Here is an 18504-nt window from a genome sequence, read left to right as displayed (position 1 = left end):
CGGCGTCGTTACGTACGGAGAACAGCATGGATCTGCGCAAGCTCAAGAAACTGATCGACCTCGTCCAGGAATCGGGCATTTCGGAACTCGAAGTCACCGAGGGCGAGGAAAAGGTGCGTATCGCCAAGCACCTCGCAGCTGCCCCTCAGGTTGCCTACATGCAGGCGCCCGCCCAAGCCGCAGCCGCAGCCCCAGTGGCCGTCGCGGTTGCAAGCGAACCAGACGCAGACGCCCTGCCCGATGGCCACGTGATCAAGTCGCCGATGGTCGGCACCTTCTACCGCGCTTCGGCACCCGGCGCCAAGCCCCTGGCCGAGGTCGGTCAGAGCATCAACGAAGGTGACCGTCTGTGCATCATCGAAGCGATGAAGCTGATGAACGAGATCGAGTGTGAAGTGAGCGGCACCGTCAAGGCGGTGCTGGTCGAGAACGGCCAGCCGGTCGAATACGGCCAGCCCCTGTTCGTGATCGGCTGAACGCCATGTTCGAAAAGATCCTGATCGCGAACCGCGGCGAGATCGCACTGCGGGTGCTGCGCGCCTGCCGCGAACTCGGCGTCAAGACCGTCGCCGTGCACTCCGAGGCCGACACCGAAGCCAAGTACGTGAAGCTGGCGGACGAATCGGTCTGCATCGGCCCCGCACCGTCCGGCCTGAGCTACCTCAACGTGCCGGCCATCATCTCCGCAGCGGAAGTGACCGACTCCGAAGCCATCCACCCCGGTTATGGCTTCCTGTCCGAGAACGCTGACTTTGCCGAACGCGTCGAGCAGTCCGGCTTTGTCTTCATCGGCCCGCGCCCCGAGACCATCCGCCTGATGGGTGACAAGGTTTCGGCCAAGGATGCGATGAAGGTCGCTGGCGTGCCCTGTGTTCCCGGCTCCGACGGCGCGCTGCCGGAAGACCCCAAGGAAATCGTCAAGATCGGCCGTGCGGTCGGCTACCCGGTCATCATCAAGGCTGCGGGCGGCGGCGGCGGTCGCGGCATGCGCGTCGTGCATACCGAGGCAGCACTGCTCAACGCGGTCACGACGACGCGCGCCGAAGCCCAGGCTGCGTTCAGCAACCCGGTGGTCTACATGGAAAAGTTCCTCGAGAACCCGCGCCATGTGGAAATCCAGATCATGGCCGACCAGCACGGCAATGCGGTCTACCTGGGTGAGCGCGACTGCTCGATGCAGCGCCGTCACCAGAAGGTGATCGAAGAGGCACCGGCACCAGGCATCGATCGCAAGCTGATCGCCAAGATCGGCGAGCGCTGCGCCGAAGCCTGCCGCAAGATCGGCTACCGCGGCGCCGGCACCTTCGAGTTCCTGTACGAGAACGGTGAGTTCTACTTCATCGAGATGAACACCCGCGTCCAGGTCGAGCATCCGGTCACCGAGATGATTACCGGCGTGGATATCGTTCAGGCCCAGATCCGTGTCGCTGCCGGCGAGAAACTCTGGTTCCGTCAGCGTGACATCGAGTTCCGCGGCCACTCGATCGAATGCCGCATCAACGCCGAAGACCCGTTCAAGTTCACCCCCTCGCCGGGCAAGATCACGAACTGGCACACCCCCGGCGGCCCCGGCATCCGCGTTGATTCGCATGTCTACAACGGCTACACCGTTCCTCCGCATTACGACTCGATGATCGGCAAGCTGATCTCGTACGGCGACACCCGCGAGCAGGCGATTCGCCGCATGCGCATCGCGCTGTCGGAGATGGCGGTCGGCGGCATCAAGACCAATATCGCGCTGCACCAGGAACTGATGCTCGATGCCCGTTTCGTCGAAGGCGGCACCAGTATTCATTACCTTGAGCACAAACTCGCCGACCGTGGCGAAGTCAAGTCCAGCTGAGCACGACAACAACAATGTGGACTTCGGTCACCCTGCAGGCAGATGCCAACAAGGCAGAAGCACTCTCCGACGCCCTGATGGAGGCCGGCGCCCTGTCGGTCTCCATTGAGGACGCGGACGCCGGCACTGAGGCGGAGACACCCCAGTTCGGCGAACCCGGACACCTGCCCACCAGCTTGTGGGATCACAGCCGGGTGATTGCCCTGTTCGACCGCGATGCCGCGTTCGAGACCGTGCTCGCCGAAGCATCGAAGGCCGTCGGACTCGACGCTGTTCCACCCTATACGACGGAAGCCGTGGAAGAGCAGAACTGGGTGCAGCTGACCCAGAGCCAGTTCGACCCTATCCGGATCACCGAGCGCCTGTGGATCGTCCCTTCCTGGCACACCGCACCGGACAGCGACGCGATCAACATCGAACTCGACCCTGGCATGGCCTTCGGCACGGGCTCACACCCGACGACCCGGCTCTGCCTGGAGTGGCTGTGCGATGCAGTCCAGCCCGGCCAGTCGGTGCTCGACTATGGCTGCGGCTCAGGCATCCTCGGCATCGCTGCCGTTCGGCTGGGCGCAGGGGATGTACTCGGCGTAGACATTGACGAAAAAGCGGTCGAGGCTGCTCGCGACAACGCACAGCGCAATGCGGTCGCCATGCGGCTGCAGCACTCGGGCATCGCCCTGAGCGAAACCTTCGACATCGTCGTCGCCAACATTCTGACCAATCCCCTGTGCGTCCTCGCTCCCGCCATCGCTGCGCGGGTCGCGCCGGGCGGGCGGGTTGCGCTGTCGGGCGTACTCGAGCAACAGTCAGAGCAGGTCATCGACGCCTGGGCACCCTATGTCGCCCTTGAGGTTGGTGCCGCCAGCGATGGCTGGGTCAGACTGGAAGGCCGGCGCTGAGCGCCCGACGATGATGCTGACCCGCTGCCCGGCGTGCCAGACCGTTTTCCGGCTGCGTGCCGAGCAGCTGCGCGCGCGCCACGGCGAAGTGCGATGCGGACACTGCTTCAATCCGTTCAACGCACTTGATCAGCTCATCGCAGACCCCACCTCGCCCCAGCCGGCGCCCGCGGCAGAGCCGGCAACTGAAAACGAACCGCCGCTCGCGCCGATGCCCCAAGAGCCCGCGGCAGAAGCTGAGCACCCCACAGCCGACGAACCTGAAACATTCGCGCCTGCGAGCATGAACCCCGAGCCCGTCGATCCGCCGCCGGAAGGCGCCGAACCCACGACAGGCAACGAGCCATTCACAAGCGAGCCGGAAACAGCCCCGGATGCTGCAGCCAGCGATGACGCCGACACCGCGAACGGCGCCGGGACGCCCGACACACAGCCAGCCGAGGCCCAGTCCGAGCACGCCCCGGCTTTGCTCAGCAACCTCGACTTTGACATCCCTGACGACATCGTCGGCGCGGACCAGCCCCCCCGGCCGCCGGAGCGCACCGAGCCGCGTCTCGACGAGATCGACTTCTCGAGCTTCTTCGAGCCCGACAGCAACAGCCTGCAACTGCCACCGCACGAGGACGAGCCCCGTGCAGCATCCGGCCCGGGCATGGCGGCCTTTCCCGAGCTTGAGCGTCATTACGACGACGATGAGCAAAAACCGGGCTCGAATGTCGATTGGAGACAAACCCCGGAAGCAGGCATCGCATCTGGCATCGAGCCCCCTGCCGCCGCTTTCACGCTTCCCGACGTGATTCGTGCCGAGCGCCGCTCGAGCGCCGACACACGTGTCGAACCCGGGATGCCGGACCACACCGACGCCCCCCTCACCAAGCAGCCGGACATTGATGAGCGCGTCCCGCTCACCGAGTTCGAGCGCCATCGAGTCGACAACGAAGTCGACACCGATCCGGACGTGCCGGATGCACCTGCACTCGACAACCAGCACCTCGACGCAACGTATGGCAAGCCGCCGCAGGCAAGCGGCCTCAGGCGAACACTTTGGGGGCTGGCGGTCGGCCTGCTTGCGGGCATCCTCGCAGTGCAGGCGATCTACCTGTTTCGACAGGACGTGGCGCGCGCGCTCCCCGGGCTGAGGCCACTGCTGGTCACCGCCTGCGAACGCCTCGGCTGCACAATGCCCCTGCCACGCGAAGCGGCACAGATCTCGATCGACACCTCCGACCTGCAATCGGAACCCGGCCGTCCCGGCCGCTTCGTGCTGCATGCGACGGTGAAGAACCGGGCCGACTTCCTGCAGGCCTGGCCACATCTCGAACTCACCCTTACCGACGCGAATGACGCGGCACTGGTGCGCAAGGTGTTCAGCCCGGCTGAATGGGTCGCCAGCGGCCGCATCGAGGCCGGGTTCGCGCCGCGCGGCGACGCCGTGGTGCGGCTGGCCTTCGACGTGACAGCCGTCGCACCGACGGGCTACCGAGTGTATGTCTTCTATCCCTGATCCCGGCGACGCCGCTTGACCAAGTCACGGCGCAGTCATCACGCCGTGCCACACTGCCGTCGCCACCGATGCTTCCCGAAGCGAAACCATGAGCGCCCCTGAAAATACACCGCATGCCGAAAGCCCCTTCAAGGGCAAGACGGGCCTGATCCGAATCTGGAACGCACTGCGCTATTCGCTCGCAGGCCTGCGCGCCGCCATCCTGCATGAAGACGCCTTTCGCCAGGAGTGCCTGCTGGCAGCCATCCTGATTCCGGCCGCATTCTTCGTGCCCACGAACGGCATCGGCAAGGCACTCCTCATTGGCAGCACCTTGCTGGTGCTGGTGGTTGAGCTGCTGAACTCTGCGATCGAAGCAACCGTGGACCGGGTGTCTCTTGAGCGTCACCAGCTCGCCAAACGGGCAAAGGACATTGGCAGCGCCGCCGTCCTCATCGCGCTGATCAACCTCGCGGCGGTCTGGGCGCTGGTGCTGTTCGGCTGAACCGCCGCGGGCAAGATCAGCGGGTTACGCGGGTCGTCCCGCCATCACGCAGGATGCGCACGCGCTGACCGGGCATGAAGTTTTCGCCCTGGTCTTCCTGCACAACGGCCAGGTACTGGCCGTTATCGAGACGCACCGTCACTTCCACGCCTTGTTCGCGCGTCACGCCTTCCTCGAGCGCCGAACCGGCCAGACCGCCGGCCACCGCGCCGAGCACGGTTGCGATCGAGGCTCCCCGGCCGCCACCGACCGAGCTGCCGGCAATGCCGCCCACCGCCGCACCGGCCACGGTGCCGACCGGGCTCTTGGTGCCTTCAAGCTGCACCGCCCGTACCGACTCCACCGAGCCGAACTGCACGACCATGGTGCGCCGGGCTTCGCCGCGGGAATACGTCCCGCCGCCCAAGCCCGAAGCGCAGCCGGTAATCAGCAAGCCCGCAAGCAATGCGCCGCACACGGCGCGCAGCTTCTTTCCGTTGCTCAAGTCCATAAAGTCTCTCCAAAAGCCGACTTGTACATCGCGGCAATTTCGTTACGCGACGGGCTGTGGTTCTGCCCCCCGCGATGACCGATCTTGATCGCGCCCATGACCGCTGCAAGACGCCCGGTCCGGCTCCAGTCCCAAGCCTGGGACAAGCCATACAGCAGCCCTGCACGATAGGCATCACCGCAACCGGTGGGGTCCACGATGTCATTCACCTTGACCACCGGAATCCGGATGCACTCGCCGCCGGCATGGATCTCCGATCCGTCCGCTCCCAGGGTCACCACCAGTGCATCCACCTCGGCGGCAAGCTGCTCAAGCGTGCGGCCGGTCTTGTCACACATCAGGCGGGCCTCATAGTCATTGACCGTGCAATAGCGCGCCAGTTTCAGACAGTGCAGCAACTCGTCGCCGGAGAGGATGGGCAACGCCTGGCCGGGATCGAAGATGAAAGGCACACCCGCCTCGGAAAATCCATTGACGTGACGCAGCATGCCGTCACGGCCATCAGGCGCCACAATGCCCAGCGTCGCGTCCGCGGCATCCTGCACCCGGTTGAGGTGCGAGTGCATCATCGCGCCGGGATGGAAGGCCGTGATCTGGTTGTCGTCGGTGTCGGTGGTGATGAAGGCTTGCGCGGTATAGGTGCCCGGAACGTGGAGCACATGATCCTGTCGCAGCCCGAGCGACTCAAGGCGCTCCCGATAGGGCGCCACGTCGTCACCAACCGTGGCCATGATCAGCGGATCGTCACCGAGCAGTCGCAGGTTGTAAGCGATATTGCCGGCACAGCCACCGAACTCGCGACGCAGATCCGGCACCAGGAAGGACACGTTCAGTATGTGGATCTGCTCGGGCAGGATGTGGTTCTTGAAACGGTCATGAAACACCATGATGGTGTCGTAAGCCATCGAACCGCAGACGAGGATGGACATGGCAGGCCTGTAATTGAGTAAAGACCGCAATTATAGGCTGCCCCCGGAAAGCGGACACGGCTGCACTCAGCGCACGGCGATCAACCGGCCAGACCGGCGACCTTCGCATCGGACGTCATGCGTGCCTCATGCGCCTCCACCACCTCTTCCATCACCGCTGCCAGCTGACGCGCGATCGCCCCCCAGTCCGCATCGCTCACGCTCGCGCGTGCGTTCGCCGCCAGGCGCTGCCGTAGCGCGCCATCGCCAGCAACGCGCAGCACCGCGTCCACAAAAGCCGGCTCGTCGCCCAGCGCAGCCAGCCAGCCGTTATGCCCCGTCTGCACGCGCTCGGCCGCAGCGGCATAGTCGAAACCGATGACCGGCAAGCCGCTGGCGAGTGCCTCGGTCGTCACGTTGCCGAAGGTCTCCGTCACGCTCGGCATCAGGAACAGGTCTGCCGATGCATAGTGGGCCGCCAGATCCTCGCCGGTCCGCATGCCGGCAAACACCAGGCCATCATCCCCCGACTGCAGCCCGGCGCGTGCCGGACCGTCGCCCACGAACAGCAGTCGCACGTCGGACACGCTGCCGCGCAGTGCCTCAAATGCACGCACGGCCAACCCGAGGTTCTTTTCTGGCGCAACCCGCCCCACCACGACCAGCACCAAAGTCGTATCGCTCGCCCCCCACGCGGCCCGCAACGCGGGATCGCGGCGCTGGGGCGAAAAGAGCCGGGTGTCGACCCCACGCGCCACGACATCCACGCGGCGGATGCCACGATTCATCAACTGCCCGGCCAGCTCTGCAGTCGGGGCCAGGCAACGCGCTCCCTTGTTGTGGAAACGTCGCAGGTAGGCCTCGACCGGCTGCTTCAGCCAGCCCATGCCGTAATAGCGGCTATAGCTGTGAAAGTTGGTGTGAAACTCGGTGATCACCGGCAGTCGGAGTTTGCGCGCAGCCGCGACCGCCGACCACCCCAGCGGACCCTCCGTGACCACCTGGACCACGTCCGGTCGCCGCAAGGACCACATGCGCAGCAAGGCGCTGCGGGCTGGCAGCCCCATCTTGAGGTGGTTGTACCTGGGAATCGGCAAGCCTCGCGACAACACCTCCTCAAAGCCCTCGCCGCTTGCTGCGTGGTCTCCGACACCCTGGCGGGGCCGGACCAGTTGTACGCGATGCCCAAGACGGAGGAGGCCATCGACCACCCGGCCTGTCGTCATCGCCACCCCATTGACTTCGGGCGGGTAGGTTTCGGTCACGACCGCAATACGCAACTGGCGTGCGGCGTGAGCAAGATGCTGGAGGGAGAGCGGCGCGTCCATGAGCGCGAATGCTGAACATCGCAGACGACAGAGACGTGACCGTGGGATGAAGACTGGATGAACGTTCGCTCAGCACAGCATTTCACGACAGCACGCAACAGCGCATGCGGACACCTCCGACTCATGACAACAGGCATACAATTCAGCATCTGCATGTTGCACCGCAAACCCACAAGCGGTAAAACCAGCACATACCCATGAAGCCATGAGCGCCACATTGAATCCGTTCGGCCATTTCCTTCTCACGCTGCTCTGCCTGTTCAGCCTCAACGTGCAGGCGGACGAAAGCCCTGTTGTCGGCTACGTCAAGACGAACTCCGGTGCCGTGCTCCTGATGAGCGCGGAAAAACCCGCTGCGGCTGCAGTCGGCACCCCGGTGAGGGTCGGCGATCGCCTTCGTACGGCAGCGGACGGCAGCGTCGGCCTCACGCTCAAGGACAACACCATGCTGTCCCTTGGCCCCAACAGCGAACTCAGCATCGACGCGTATCTTTTCGAGCCTGCCCGAGAAGAGCTGCGTCTTGCCACGCGCCTCCTGCACGGCACGCTGCACTTCATTTCCGGGGTGATTGCGAAACTCAAGCCTGAGGCGGTGAGCATCGAAACCCCCTCCGCCACGATCGGCGTGCGCGGTACCCGTTTTGTGGTCAAGGCCGGAGAATGACGAACGCGGAATCCACCACCCGTAACATGTGCGCACTGCGGTTGCGCCGCATTGGCCTGAACCTCGCCTGCGTCCTGCTGGCCACCGGTTGCGCCCCCAAGGCCTACATGGTTCTGCTGGAGCAGGAAGACGGCCGCACTGGCAGCGTCGTCGTCACCCACGCAGGCCGCAGCGCCAGCCTGGACAAGGCGGGAGCAGGTCTCGCCCTGAATGCAGACGGCCCGAGCCCGATAGACGTGGATCCTGCCCGGATCCTGGCCGATTTCGGCGCGGCGATGGCCGCACAGCCTCTGCCGCCGCAAACCTTCGTGCTCTACTTCGACGGGGTCGGCGTTGCCTTGATGCCAGAGTCGCAGGCGAAGATCAACGACATCCGCAAGATCATGAGTACCCGACCGGCGCCCGATGTCTCCATCGTCGGTCACACCGACCGCGCCGGCGATGACGCCGCCAACGAAGCCCTCGGACTGACCCGGGCACGCGCTGTACGCGACATGCTGACCCGGGAAATCACCGCAGCGGTCTCGGTCGAAATCGCCTCCCATGGCGAGCGCAATCCGCTTCTGCCGACCGCCGACGGCGTCAGTGAGCCGAGAAACCGCAGGGTCGAACTGACCATCCGCTGAACACCTCGCAAGGCGAAAGCAACGCAGCCGCCCCCTGCGGGCACGCGGGCGCTCCCGTCCACACCACGCCCCTCACTTTTCCGTCAGCACGATCAGGTCACCGCGCTCGCCTTGGCGCAGGCGCCCGAGATGAAGCGCAACCAGCGCATCGGCAGGGCGTTGCAGGGCAAGACGCTCGAATGCGGCCAGTGCGCTGTCGGCGCCAAGCGCGAGCAAGGCATAGGCGGCCTCGTACTCGGCATCGCGCGTACCATCGGCCGGTGATGCCTCGAACAGGGGTTCGCTCACTGCGATCGCGCCGGAGCGGCCCTTGAGCACCAGTCTTGCCGCGGGCCGGGCAAGGGCCTCGGGGCATTCGTCGAGGGTCGCCTGCGAAACGCAGACCAAGGTGCCGAGGTACTTGTTTGCCCCCTCGAGGCGAGAGGCCGTATTGACCGGGTCACCCAGCGCCGAGTAATCGAAGATGGTGGCGCCGCCGAAGTTGCCCACGATCACTTCACCGGTATGCACCCCGATTCGCGTCTGCCCCCATACCAGTCCTTCCGCACCGCGCGCGCGCGCGAACGCGCTGGCGAAGGCATGCATTTCGCCGGCGCACGCAAGCGCGCGTTTGGCATGATCGGCCTGCACCAGCGGTGCCGAAAACATCACCACGACCGCATCGCCCACAATGCGGTCGAGTGTGCCCTGATGCGCGAACGCAATGCGGATCAGGCCATCAAGATAGGCATTGATCAGACTCACGACCTGCGCCGGATCATGGCTCTCCACCAACGTGGTGTAGTCGGCGAGGTCGGTGAACACGAAGCTGCAGACCCGTCGCACACCGCCGAGCTCGAGCTCTTCCGGGTGAGAAACCAGGTAGTCGACAAGGTTGGGCGACACATAGCGCTCGAAGGCCTGCCGCACCCAGCGCTGACGTCGCTCAGTGGCAATGTGGCGCGCCACGCTGGTGCTGACGAAGATCAGCGCGATCAGCAAGCCCGGCACCGCGGGATCGAGCAGAAGGCCGTGTGCCGCATACGCATGCCAACCGCCCCACGCAAGCGCAAGCAACAGCAGCGCGGCAATTGTCGCGGACATCAGCGCACGCGCCCGAAGGGCGAGCCCACCGACCAGCCCGCCCACCAGGCAAAGGACCAGCACTTCGATCGCCATCGCATTCGCGGGGCGCTGCAGCCAGTGCCCTGCCATCACCTGCTCGAGCGACTGGGCGTGGACTTCGACGCCCGGCACAACCTCGCCCAGGGGGCTGAAGCGAAGATCCATCAAGGCCTGCGCCGAGGCCCCGATCAGCACAGGGCGCCCGCGCAGGCCCGCCAGATCGACTTCCCCATTGAGAACCTTCCATGCAGGCAGATATCGGTCGGGACGCAACTGGCCGTAATGAATCCAGAGTTCCCCAGCCTCTGACACCGGGATCCGCAACAGCCCGATGTGCAGCAGTCGCCCCGCGAGCGCATCCTCCCGCAGCACAAAGCCCGACGCGCCCTGCGCCAGACGCAGCATCTCGCTCACCAGTGACGGGACCTGGCGATCGCCGAGGGCAAGCACCAGCGGCAAGCGTCGGACCACACCATCGGCATCGGGAACGAAGTTGATCGCCCCCAGCCCGGCGCCCAGGCTGAGTTCCGACAGCGGGAACAGCCCCCCGGCAAAGCGGTGGAGTCCGTCGAAGACCTCAGGCCCTTCGCCCGCAAAAAGCGACAGCCGGCCATCGGGCGGCGCGCTCGCACCGCGCGGCCCGAGTGCGAAGCCGAGCACGCTCGGTACATTGCCGAGACTGTGGGAAAAAACCTGGTCGGATGCGGTCGTGCGCGGCGCGGGCAGCTGGCCGTCGTCACTGCTCAAAGCCGTGCGGTCGGGCTCGGCAAACAGCACGTCGAAGCCGATCACGCTTGCACCGGCTTCGCTCAGGCGCTGGGTGAGCCTGGCGAGCACGGTGCGCGACCATGGCCATTGCCCGATCCGCGCAAGGCTTTCGTCATCAATGTCGATCACCTGCACGGGCTCTGCCGGCGCCACCGCCGGCTGCAGGCGCTGAAAGTGGTCGAACACGGCATGGCGCAGTGACACCAGCACCGCAGGCTCGCTTACCATCAGGACGAGCCCGGCAAGCAGAACCACGAACGGGAGCAGAGCGGCAGATTTCGGCAGAATGGGGCGCAAGTCGGCAGCACTCATCCGGGAAGATTCCGCATGATAGCCGGGTGCAGCCTGCCCCCGCCATGCGTCCTGCCTTGCGGACCATCTGCGCCGGCTTGCTCACACGACAGGCGAGCACGTCTCGCCCCCGTCCTTTATGATCGCCCCTCCCGCCTTATACGGAGCACGCATGGACAACTCGCCGACCGCAACCGAAGCAGGCTTCGATCTTGACCCGATCGAGATCCGCGTCCTCGGAGTCCTGATCGAAAAGGCCTTCGTGACCCCCGACGCCTATCCGCTTTCGCTGAATGCGCTGCTGAGTGGCTGCAACCAGCTCACCGCACGAGAGCCGGTGATGTCACTGAGCGAGGCCGAGGTGCAGCGCGCCATCGACAGCCTCATGGAGCGTCGCCTGGTGACGCGCCGCGACCAGGCCAGCGCCAGAGTGCCAAAGTACGAGCATCAGGTCCGCCTGCGCCACTCGCTGCCACCGGCGGAACAGGCTGTCCTTGCCACGCTGCTGCTGCGCGGCGCACAGACGGCCGGCGAAGTCCGTACGCGCTGTGAGCGCCTGCATCATTTCGACGACATTTCCACCGTCGAGGCCGCGCTGGAACATCTGGCCGAGAAATACCCGGCCATGGCGGCCAGCCTGCCCAAGGCCCCCGGCACCAAGGAAACCCGACACATGCACCTGCTTGGCGGCGACGCCCTGCTGCAGGCTGCGATCGAGGCCCAGGCCTCCGGAACGCTGAGCGCCGGCAGCTCACGGGGACGGTCTGCGGAACTCGAGGACGAGGTTCGCCGTCTGCGCGAAGAGCTCGATGCGCTCAAGCTAGAATTCTCAGATTTCCGCCGCCAGTTCGAATAAGCCCTGCCCATGCTCATCCACCCCCAGTTCGACCCGATCGCCTTCTCCCTCGGCCCACTCAGCGTGCGCTGGTACGGCCTGATGTACCTCGTATCCTTCGTGCTGTTCGTGGCCCTGGGGCGCGTTCACGCACGACGTCGCCCGGAGCTTGGATGGAACGCCCAGGCCATCGACGACCTGCTGTTCTACGGCGTGCTCGGCGTCATTATCGGCGGACGTCTGGGCGAGGTCATCTTCTTTCAGCCCGGCTACTACCTCGCCAACCCGGGGGAGATTCTCGCGGTGTGGAAGGGCGGCATGAGTTTCCACGGCGGCTTTCTGGGCGTGCTGGTGGCCATGCTGGTGTACGGTCGCAAACATGGCAAGGGGTTCTGGCAGGTCACCGACTTCATCGCACCACTCGTCCCCACCGGACTGGCGGCAGGTCGAATCGGCAACTTCATCAATGGCGAACTCTGGGGCCGGCCGATGGATGGCGACTGGGCCTGGGGCATGGTCTTTCCCTGGGTCGACGCGCTGCCGCGGCATCCGAGCCAGCTCTACCAGGCCGCGGGCGAAGGCCTGCTGCTGTTCGTGATTCTGTGGCTCTACGCCGCAAAACCACGCCCCATGCGAGCAGTGTCTGCCGTCTTTCTGATCGGCTATGGCAGCTTGCGTTTCATGGCCGAGTTTTTCCGCACGCCAGACCCGGGCATCTTCGGTACACTCACACTTGGCATATCGACCGCTCAATGGCTGTGCCTGCCGATGATCGCGCTGGGCGCCGGGCTCCTGATCCATATCCGGGCAGGTAAACCCGCCCAGTCGTGAGGAACTGCAGACACAGCGATCAAGCGAACGCGATATGATCCCTGCAAGAGACACCCCGGCCGGAACAAGAGAACGTCATGTCAGCGACCAGTCTGGTATCGAAAAGCCTGTCGAAAATGCGCGAGATGGTTGCCCAGGCAACCGGCAAGACGCGCGAGCCCTCCGAGAAGGTTCTCGAGCGCATTCGCCAGCAACTGGAGGAGTGCGCCGCCGGACTGGGTGGCGAGATCTCCACCCGTCAACGAGCAGCCCGACTGGCCGAGACCTACCTCAAGCTGGACGACAGCGGCCGCATGGCCATGCTGCACATGATCGCGCTCGACTTCGGCCCCGACCCTGCGGCAATCGCCGAGGCCCATGCGGCCTACCAGAAAGCCGTCGGCAGCAAGGACCAGTGGGAGGCTGAGGCGCGGCTGCGCGGTGCCATGCGCTCGCGTCGCATCCGCATCCTGACCCAGTTCAACGCCATACCGCAGGGGGTCAAGTTTCTCGTCGACCTGCGCGCCGACCTGCTGCGCTTTCTGCCTGACAACCCGCTGCTGAAACCGCTCGACCGCGAGCTCGAAGCGCGTCTGGGCGCCTGGTTCGATGTTGGCTTTCTCGAGCTCGCACGCATTACGTGGAACTCGCCCGCAGCGCTGCTCGAGAAGCTGGTCGAGTACGAGGCTGTGCACGAAATCAAGTCCTGGCTCGACCTGAAGAACCGGCTCGACTCCGACCGCCGCTGCTATGGCTTCTTCCATCCACGGATGCCGCTCGAGCCACTGATCTTCGTTCAGGTCGCGCTTACCGAAGGGCTCGCCGACGACGTCCAGCAATTGCTCGACATCAACGCACCGCTGGCCGACGCCAGCAAGGCCAATACCGCGATCTTCTATTCGATCAGTGCAACCCAGACCGGCCTTCGCGGCGTCTCCTTCGGCAACTTCCTGCTCAAGCGCGTGGTGGAAGACTTGCAGCGCGATTTTCCGAAGCTGCAACAGTTCGCCACCCTGTCGCCGATTCCCGGCTTGCTCAAATGGGTGAACCGCAATCCCCAGGCGCTTGGTGAGGCAATCACGGCGGCAGACTGGAAACGGCTCACGGCTGCTGGGGTCGAGGACGAAAACGCCCCCGTTCTGCACGCGCTGCTCGACGGCGGCGGCGACTGGGCCAGCAACGAAGCGCTTTGCACAGCGCTGCGCGACCCGCTGCTGCGTCTTGCCGCACGCTACCTGTGCGAGGCACGGCGCGCGGATAAACCGGTGGACCCGGTCGCGCGCTTCCACCTTGGCAACGGCGCCCGCATCGAACGTCTCAACTGGCTCGCCGACACCTCGCCAAAGGGCCTGTCGCAGTCCTGGGGAATCATGGTGAACTATCTCTACGCCCCCGACCGCATCGAATCCAACCTCGAGGCGTTTGCGCGTGAAGGGCGAATCGACGCATCGGCGGCTGTCCGACGCCTGGCGAAACGCTGAAAACGCCGCCCCGGGGATACTACGTGCGCATGCCTTTCCGCAACAGTTCGATACGCACCCGGCTGCTCCTTGCAAGCACCGCGGTGCAGGTCGTCCTGTTGAGCCTGTTGCTGGCAAACAGCGTGCGCCTGATGAACGACGCCACCACCGCCAGTCTCGACACACTGATCAGTCAGAACGCGAGCATGCTGCACGCGATGGCAACAGCGTACGGCGAACAGCCGAGCTACGGCCCCTTGCAGGACACGCTCGGCGAACTGCTGGCAGACTCGGACAAGGGGCTGATCTACGTCCGCATCGGTGACTCCACCGGCAGGATACTGCTGAGCGCCGGACAGACCGGAATGCGCGGCCTGCCACCGGCGACCGCGACCCCTGGCGTCGGTATCGGCGAGATGCTCGACCACCCCGTGATTCACGTGCGGCGCCCGCTCCTGCTTGCCCGCAACGAGGTCGGCTTCCTTCAGTTCGGCGTATCGGTATCGGTGCTGGCGAAGGCGAGACAGTCGATCATCCAGCAGGGCGCCCTGATCGCGCTGATTGAAATCGTCATTACCTTCGTGCTGCTGTCGGGCATCGGCTACCTGCTCAGCAACAAGCTGGCCCGCCTGCTCGCAGGCAGCAAGGCCATTACCGACGGCTACCTCGACCACCGCCTGCCCGACGATGGTGGCGACGAGCTGGCGCGGCTCGCCAAGCATTTCAACATCATGGCCTCCACCCTGCAGCAGCGGGTGTCCGAACTGCAACAGACGGCCGAGCGACTGAAGACCAGCGAACAGCGCTACGCCCTGGCCATGCGCGGTGCAAACGACGGACTGTGGGACTGGGACATCAATACCAACCGGACCTATTTCGCCCCGCGCTTCTGCGAGCTGATCGGCATCCCCGAAGATGACGCGGCGACCGATCCCGAACCCTTCATATCCAGGCTGCATCCGGATGAAACCGCCGGATACCGCGCGCGCATGATCGACCACCTGCGGGGTGACAATCCTCAGTTCATGCTTGAGCATCGCATTCGCCAGCCCGATGGCAGCTATCGCTGGATCATGACCCGCGGCGTAGCCCTGAGGGACGCGGGCGGGCGCGCCATCCGCATGGCCGGATCGATCAGCGACGTGCATCTGCGCAAGCGGGCCGAAGAGCAGCTGATCCACGACGCATTGCACGACGGTCTCACCGGCCTGCCCAATCGCGCCCTCTTCATAGAGCATGTTCGACTTGCCCTGGGGCAGCAGCGTCGCGACGAAAGCTATCGCTTCGCCGTGCTCGCGATCAACCTTGAGCGCTTCCACCTGGTCAATGACAGCTATGGGCACGCCACCGGCGATCTCCTGTTGCGCGAAGTCGCCCACCGGCTGCACGACCTGCTCAGGGCGGGCGATCTGCTGGCAAGGGTTGGCGGAGACCAGTTCGCGGTGTTGCTGAACGGACTTGAGGACAGCACGGAAGCGCTCGAGATCGCGAAAACGATGGTCGAACTGCCCGGCTTCGACGCCCCCGGCGCAGATCGCACCCTGCATCCGAAGTGCCGCGTCGGCCTGGCCATGAGCGACAACGAACGCACCGATGGCGAAGCCCTGTTGCGCGACGCCGACAATGCCTTGCAGATCGCCAGACAGAGCGACGGCTGCTCGATCAAGGTCTTCCATGCCTCGATGCACGCGCTGGCGCTCAACACGCTGCAACTGGAGACCGATCTGCGCAACGCGCTGAGCACCGGGACGCTGTCGGTGCATTACCAGCCGATCATGCGCCTGATGGACCGCCGGATCAGCAGCTTCGAAGCACTGGTGCGCTGGGAACATCCGGTGCACGGCATGATCCCGCCCTCACAGTTCATCCCGCTCGCGGAGGCGCTCGACATGATCCACGATCTGGGCCTCCTCGTCCTGCGCCGGGTCTGCGAAGACATCCACCGCTGGCAGGCTCAGACCGGCACCGAACAGGTTCCGCCCGTGAGCGTGAACCTGTCGGCACGACAGCTTTCGCGCAGCAATCTCGCTGACGAACTCATCGCCATCATCAAGGCCAGCAAGCTTGAACCGGAACGGATTCGCTTCGAGGTCACCGAGAGCATTCTTGCCCGCGCCGACGGTCCTGCCAGCAACACCTTGCGCCAGCTGCGAAGCGCAGGCATCAAGGTCCTGATCGACGATTTCGGTACCGGATTCTCTGCGCTCAGCTACCTGCATACGATCCCGTGCGACATCATCAAGCTCGATGGCTCCTTTGTCGGCGCGATTACAAACGACTCTCGTCTGCGCGCCATCGTCCGCCGCAGCATCGAGCTCGCCCATGACCTGAACATCGGCGTCGTCGCCGAGTGCATTGAAAGCGGGGAACAGGCCACCACGCTCAACGGCATGGGCTGCGACTTCGGTCAGGGCTACCTGTTCTCGCGCCCACTGCCTGCCGAGGAGGCTTCACGCTTCCTGACACCCGTATCCAAGGAAACCCAGCCATGACCCGACGCCTTGCGGCACTCGGTTCCGCACTCCTGCTGACGCTATCCGCGTCGTTCGCGCACGCCGAGCTTCCTGGACTTCAGCTATCGGGGTTCGGCACCCTGGGGATGGTGTACTCAGGCCAGTCCGACCTGCGCGCCACCAACTTCGGTATCGACCAGCCAGGCTCGGACAATCCGGACTTCGCCCCCGACAGCGTACTCGGCGTGCAGGCGAACATGGTGTTTTCGCCGAGCACATCCGCCGTCATCCAGTTGGTGAGCAGGGAAAACACGAGGGGCAATTACGATCCGCGCGCCACCCTTGCCTTTCTCAGCCACAAGGTCACGCAGGAAGCCACGGTGCGGATCGGCCGACTGCGCATTCCCTTCTTCATGCAGTCCGATTCGCTCAGCATAAACTACGCCAATCCTTGGATACGTCCGCCGGCAGAAGTGTATGGGCTCAACCCCTTCACCGACCTCAACGGCATCGACCTGCTGTATCGAACCCGGGTGGGGTCTGCCGACCTCGAGATCCACCCCTACATGGGCCAGAGCTCGATCACAATCTACAGCAGCGGAGATGCGCGCCTGACGCGTCTGATGGGCGTCAACCTGACCCTGACCACAGAGCAACTGACGGTCTTCGTCGGTCATGGCGAATCTTCACTGAAGCTGCACTGGGGCGATGACAATTTCACCGTGCTCGAGTCGCTGATGCCGCCCGACGTCAACGCCAAACTCTCCGGAAACGACGGCTACACCACCTTCAGCTCCGCGGGCTTCCAGTGGGACGACAGCGAGTGGCTGCTGATCGGCGAATACGCGAAACGCACGGCCAGCCGCTACGTGAACAGCGGTCACGGCTGGTACCTGACGCTCGGCAGGCGGTTCGGCAACATCATGCCCTACGTGACCATCGCGCGTCAGACTCAGGACCGTGCCGTCGCTCAGGCCACATTCACCGACCCAGTTATTGGCCCCTATCAGACGGCGGCGCTCGAGGGCTTTCTGGTCTCGCGCAACGGCGCTCAGCGCAGCATCACCGTCGGCTCCCGTTGGGATTTCCGCCGTGACACAGCCCTGAAGGTGGAGTTCAGCCATATTCAGACGACTGGAAACAGTTGGGGCAACAGCTTCTTCCCGCGCGGCGATCCGGCACTTACGGAACTCAGAAACCGTTCGGTCAACATGCTAGGTGTAGCGCTCGATGTTACGTTCTAGACGACTCCTGCTCAGACTCGCTCCGGCATTCTTTGCCCTTGCATGCGCGGGCGGGATGGCATCTGCGGTAAGCGCGGCCGAGATCCACCTTGTCGCAGCGCGCGGAGGGCAGATTGCGAACCTCAGCCTCGACGATGCCGAGCAGCTCTTTCTTGGGCGCCGGACGACCCTCGCGAATGGCACGCCGGTCAAACTTGTTGACCTGCCGGCTGGCACGGTACGCGACCGCCTGTACCTGCTGCTGACCGGAAAAAACCCGATTCAAACCCGTGCCTACTGGTCGCGACAGGTCTTCACCGGACGCGCCCTCCCCCCGCGCGAGGCCGAGAGTCAACAGCAGGCGCGTGACTGGCTGGCGACAACCCCTGACGCGATCGGCTACCTGCCCGCAGACGTCATCGACGACCGACTGCAGATTCTGCTGCGCCTGCCCTGAGCGGGCGCACCCGAAGCCTGCGGTCAGCATCAACGCTGCATGAGTGAAAAACACCTTGACGCTGCGCTTGCCCGAATGATTTAATGCAAATCATTCTTATTAAGAAAAGCAGCATGACCACTGAACGGTGCCCTTCCACAGATGAGCCTGAAGCAAGCCGCGCCGGGGAACCGTGCGCAAGGCATGCGACCCGGGTGGGCTCGGAGACGATCAAGGTGCCGCGGTCGATTTCGAGCAGCGAACTTCTGGATGGGCAACTCAGCGTCACGATCGACCACGAGGGCATGCGCTACGTTCTGCGTGCGACCCGCGCGGGAAAACTGATCCTGACCAAATAGATCGTCTCCGGGCGATATG

Annotated in this window: 18 protein-coding genes; 14 read left to right on the top strand and 4 right to left on the bottom strand. The window is 64.6% G+C overall.

What is annotated here, in order from left to right:
• Positions 1 to 26 precede the first annotated feature (26 nt).
• From accB to CEW83_RS18310, 5 genes are all read left to right on the top strand, one after another.
• Positions 27 to 476, top strand: coding sequence for an acetyl-CoA carboxylase biotin carboxyl carrier protein (accB, locus tag CEW83_RS18330; protein WP_108950641.1), 450 nt, complete (start codon positions 27 to 29; stop codon positions 474 to 476).
• Positions 477 to 481: 5 nt separating this feature from the next.
• Positions 482 to 1843, top strand: a complete 1362-nt coding sequence (gene accC / locus CEW83_RS18325; RefSeq protein WP_108950640.1) for an acetyl-CoA carboxylase biotin carboxylase subunit — start codon at positions 482 to 484, stop codon at positions 1841 to 1843.
• Positions 1844 to 1857: 14 nt separating this feature from the next.
• Positions 1858 to 2742 carry a 50S ribosomal protein L11 methyltransferase gene (gene prmA / locus CEW83_RS18320; protein WP_108950639.1) on the top strand — a complete coding sequence of 295 codons (885 nt, stop codon included), beginning with the start codon at positions 1858 to 1860 and terminating at the stop codon, positions 2740 to 2742.
• 10 nt (positions 2743 to 2752) lie between these two features.
• Positions 2753 to 4246 carry a DUF3426 domain-containing protein gene (locus CEW83_RS18315; protein ID WP_159099522.1) on the top strand — a complete coding sequence of 498 codons (1494 nt, stop codon included), beginning with the start codon at positions 2753 to 2755 and terminating at the stop codon, positions 4244 to 4246.
• 88 nt (positions 4247 to 4334) lie between these two features.
• A complete protein-coding gene (locus CEW83_RS18310; RefSeq protein ID WP_108950637.1) occupies positions 4335 to 4730 on the top strand; it encodes a diacylglycerol kinase in 396 nt (131 codons plus the stop codon).
• 16 nt (positions 4731 to 4746) lie between these two features.
• Here CEW83_RS18310 and CEW83_RS18305 read toward each other — a convergent pair whose 3' ends face one another.
• From CEW83_RS18305 to CEW83_RS18295, 3 genes are all read right to left on the bottom strand, one after another.
• Positions 4747 to 5220, bottom strand: a complete 474-nt coding sequence (locus CEW83_RS18305; protein ID WP_108950636.1) for a glycine zipper 2TM domain-containing protein — start codon at positions 5218 to 5220, stop codon at positions 4747 to 4749.
• Complete coding sequence (locus CEW83_RS18300; RefSeq protein WP_108950635.1) at positions 5211 to 6149, bottom strand: carbohydrate kinase family protein; 939 nt, start codon at positions 6147 to 6149, stop codon at positions 5211 to 5213. The genes CEW83_RS18305 and CEW83_RS18300 overlap by 10 nt, the downstream gene beginning before the upstream one ends.
• 80 nt (positions 6150 to 6229) lie before the next feature.
• Positions 6230 to 7456 carry a glycosyltransferase family 4 protein gene (locus tag CEW83_RS18295; RefSeq protein ID WP_108950634.1) on the bottom strand — a complete coding sequence of 409 codons (1227 nt, stop codon included), beginning with the start codon at positions 7454 to 7456 and terminating at the stop codon, positions 6230 to 6232.
• 205 nt (positions 7457 to 7661) lie between these two features.
• Between CEW83_RS18295 and CEW83_RS18290 the strand changes: the two genes are divergently transcribed.
• Positions 7662 to 8120, top strand: coding sequence for a FecR family protein (locus CEW83_RS18290; RefSeq protein WP_108950633.1), 459 nt, complete (start codon positions 7662 to 7664; stop codon positions 8118 to 8120).
• Complete coding sequence (locus CEW83_RS18285; RefSeq protein WP_108950632.1) at positions 8117 to 8746, top strand: OmpA family protein; 630 nt, start codon at positions 8117 to 8119, stop codon at positions 8744 to 8746. Before CEW83_RS18290 ends, CEW83_RS18285 begins: the two co-directional genes overlap by 4 nt.
• A gap of 72 nt (positions 8747 to 8818) precedes the next feature.
• Here the strand turns inward: CEW83_RS18285 and CEW83_RS18280 are convergent, their stop codons facing one another.
• Positions 8819 to 10930: a CHASE2 domain-containing protein gene (locus CEW83_RS18280; RefSeq protein WP_108950631.1), complete on the bottom strand. Its 2112-nt coding sequence runs from the start codon at positions 10928 to 10930 to the stop codon at positions 8819 to 8821.
• Positions 10931 to 11081: 151 nt separating this feature from the next.
• Here CEW83_RS18280 and CEW83_RS18275 point away from each other — a divergent pair, with 151 nt between their 5' ends.
• The 7 genes from CEW83_RS18275 (at position 11082) to hemP (ending at position 18485) form a co-directional block, all read left to right on the top strand.
• The gene (locus CEW83_RS18275) at positions 11082 to 11765 is read left to right on the top strand and encodes a YceH family protein (protein ID WP_108950630.1); all 684 of its coding nucleotides are present in this window, start codon (positions 11082 to 11084) and stop codon (positions 11763 to 11765) included.
• 9 nt (positions 11766 to 11774) lie between these two features.
• Positions 11775 to 12575, top strand: coding sequence for a prolipoprotein diacylglyceryl transferase (gene lgt / locus CEW83_RS18270; RefSeq protein ID WP_108950629.1), 801 nt, complete (start codon positions 11775 to 11777; stop codon positions 12573 to 12575).
• A 77-nt stretch (positions 12576 to 12652) separates the two neighbouring features.
• Positions 12653 to 14035, top strand: a complete 1383-nt coding sequence (locus tag CEW83_RS18265) for a malonyl-CoA decarboxylase (protein WP_108950628.1) — start codon at positions 12653 to 12655, stop codon at positions 14033 to 14035.
• A 29-nt stretch (positions 14036 to 14064) separates the two neighbouring features.
• On the top strand, positions 14065 to 16506 hold the full coding sequence (locus tag CEW83_RS18260; RefSeq protein ID WP_108950627.1) for an EAL domain-containing protein: 2442 nt from the start codon (positions 14065 to 14067) through the stop codon (positions 16504 to 16506).
• Positions 16503 to 17711 (top strand): hypothetical protein, encoded by a 1209-nt coding sequence (locus CEW83_RS18255; protein ID WP_108950626.1) that lies wholly within the window; start codon positions 16503 to 16505, stop codon positions 17709 to 17711. Before CEW83_RS18260 ends, CEW83_RS18255 begins: the two co-directional genes overlap by 4 nt.
• Positions 17712 to 17766: 55 nt before the next feature.
• Positions 17767 to 18147: a hypothetical protein gene (locus tag CEW83_RS18250; RefSeq protein ID WP_108950625.1), complete on the top strand. Its 381-nt coding sequence runs from the start codon at positions 17767 to 17769 to the stop codon at positions 18145 to 18147.
• An 83-nt stretch (positions 18148 to 18230) separates the two neighbouring features.
• Complete coding sequence (gene hemP, locus CEW83_RS18245; protein WP_234418895.1) at positions 18231 to 18485, top strand: hemin uptake protein HemP; 255 nt, start codon at positions 18231 to 18233, stop codon at positions 18483 to 18485.
• Positions 18486 to 18504: the final 19 nt, after the last annotated feature.

This window comes from Parazoarcus communis, assembly GCF_003111645.1.
GTDB classification, from domain to species: Bacteria; Pseudomonadota; Gammaproteobacteria; order Burkholderiales; family Rhodocyclaceae; genus Parazoarcus; species Parazoarcus communis_A.
The sequence above is the reverse complement of the archived record's forward strand: the minus strand, read 5'-3'. Positions and strand labels throughout refer to the sequence as shown.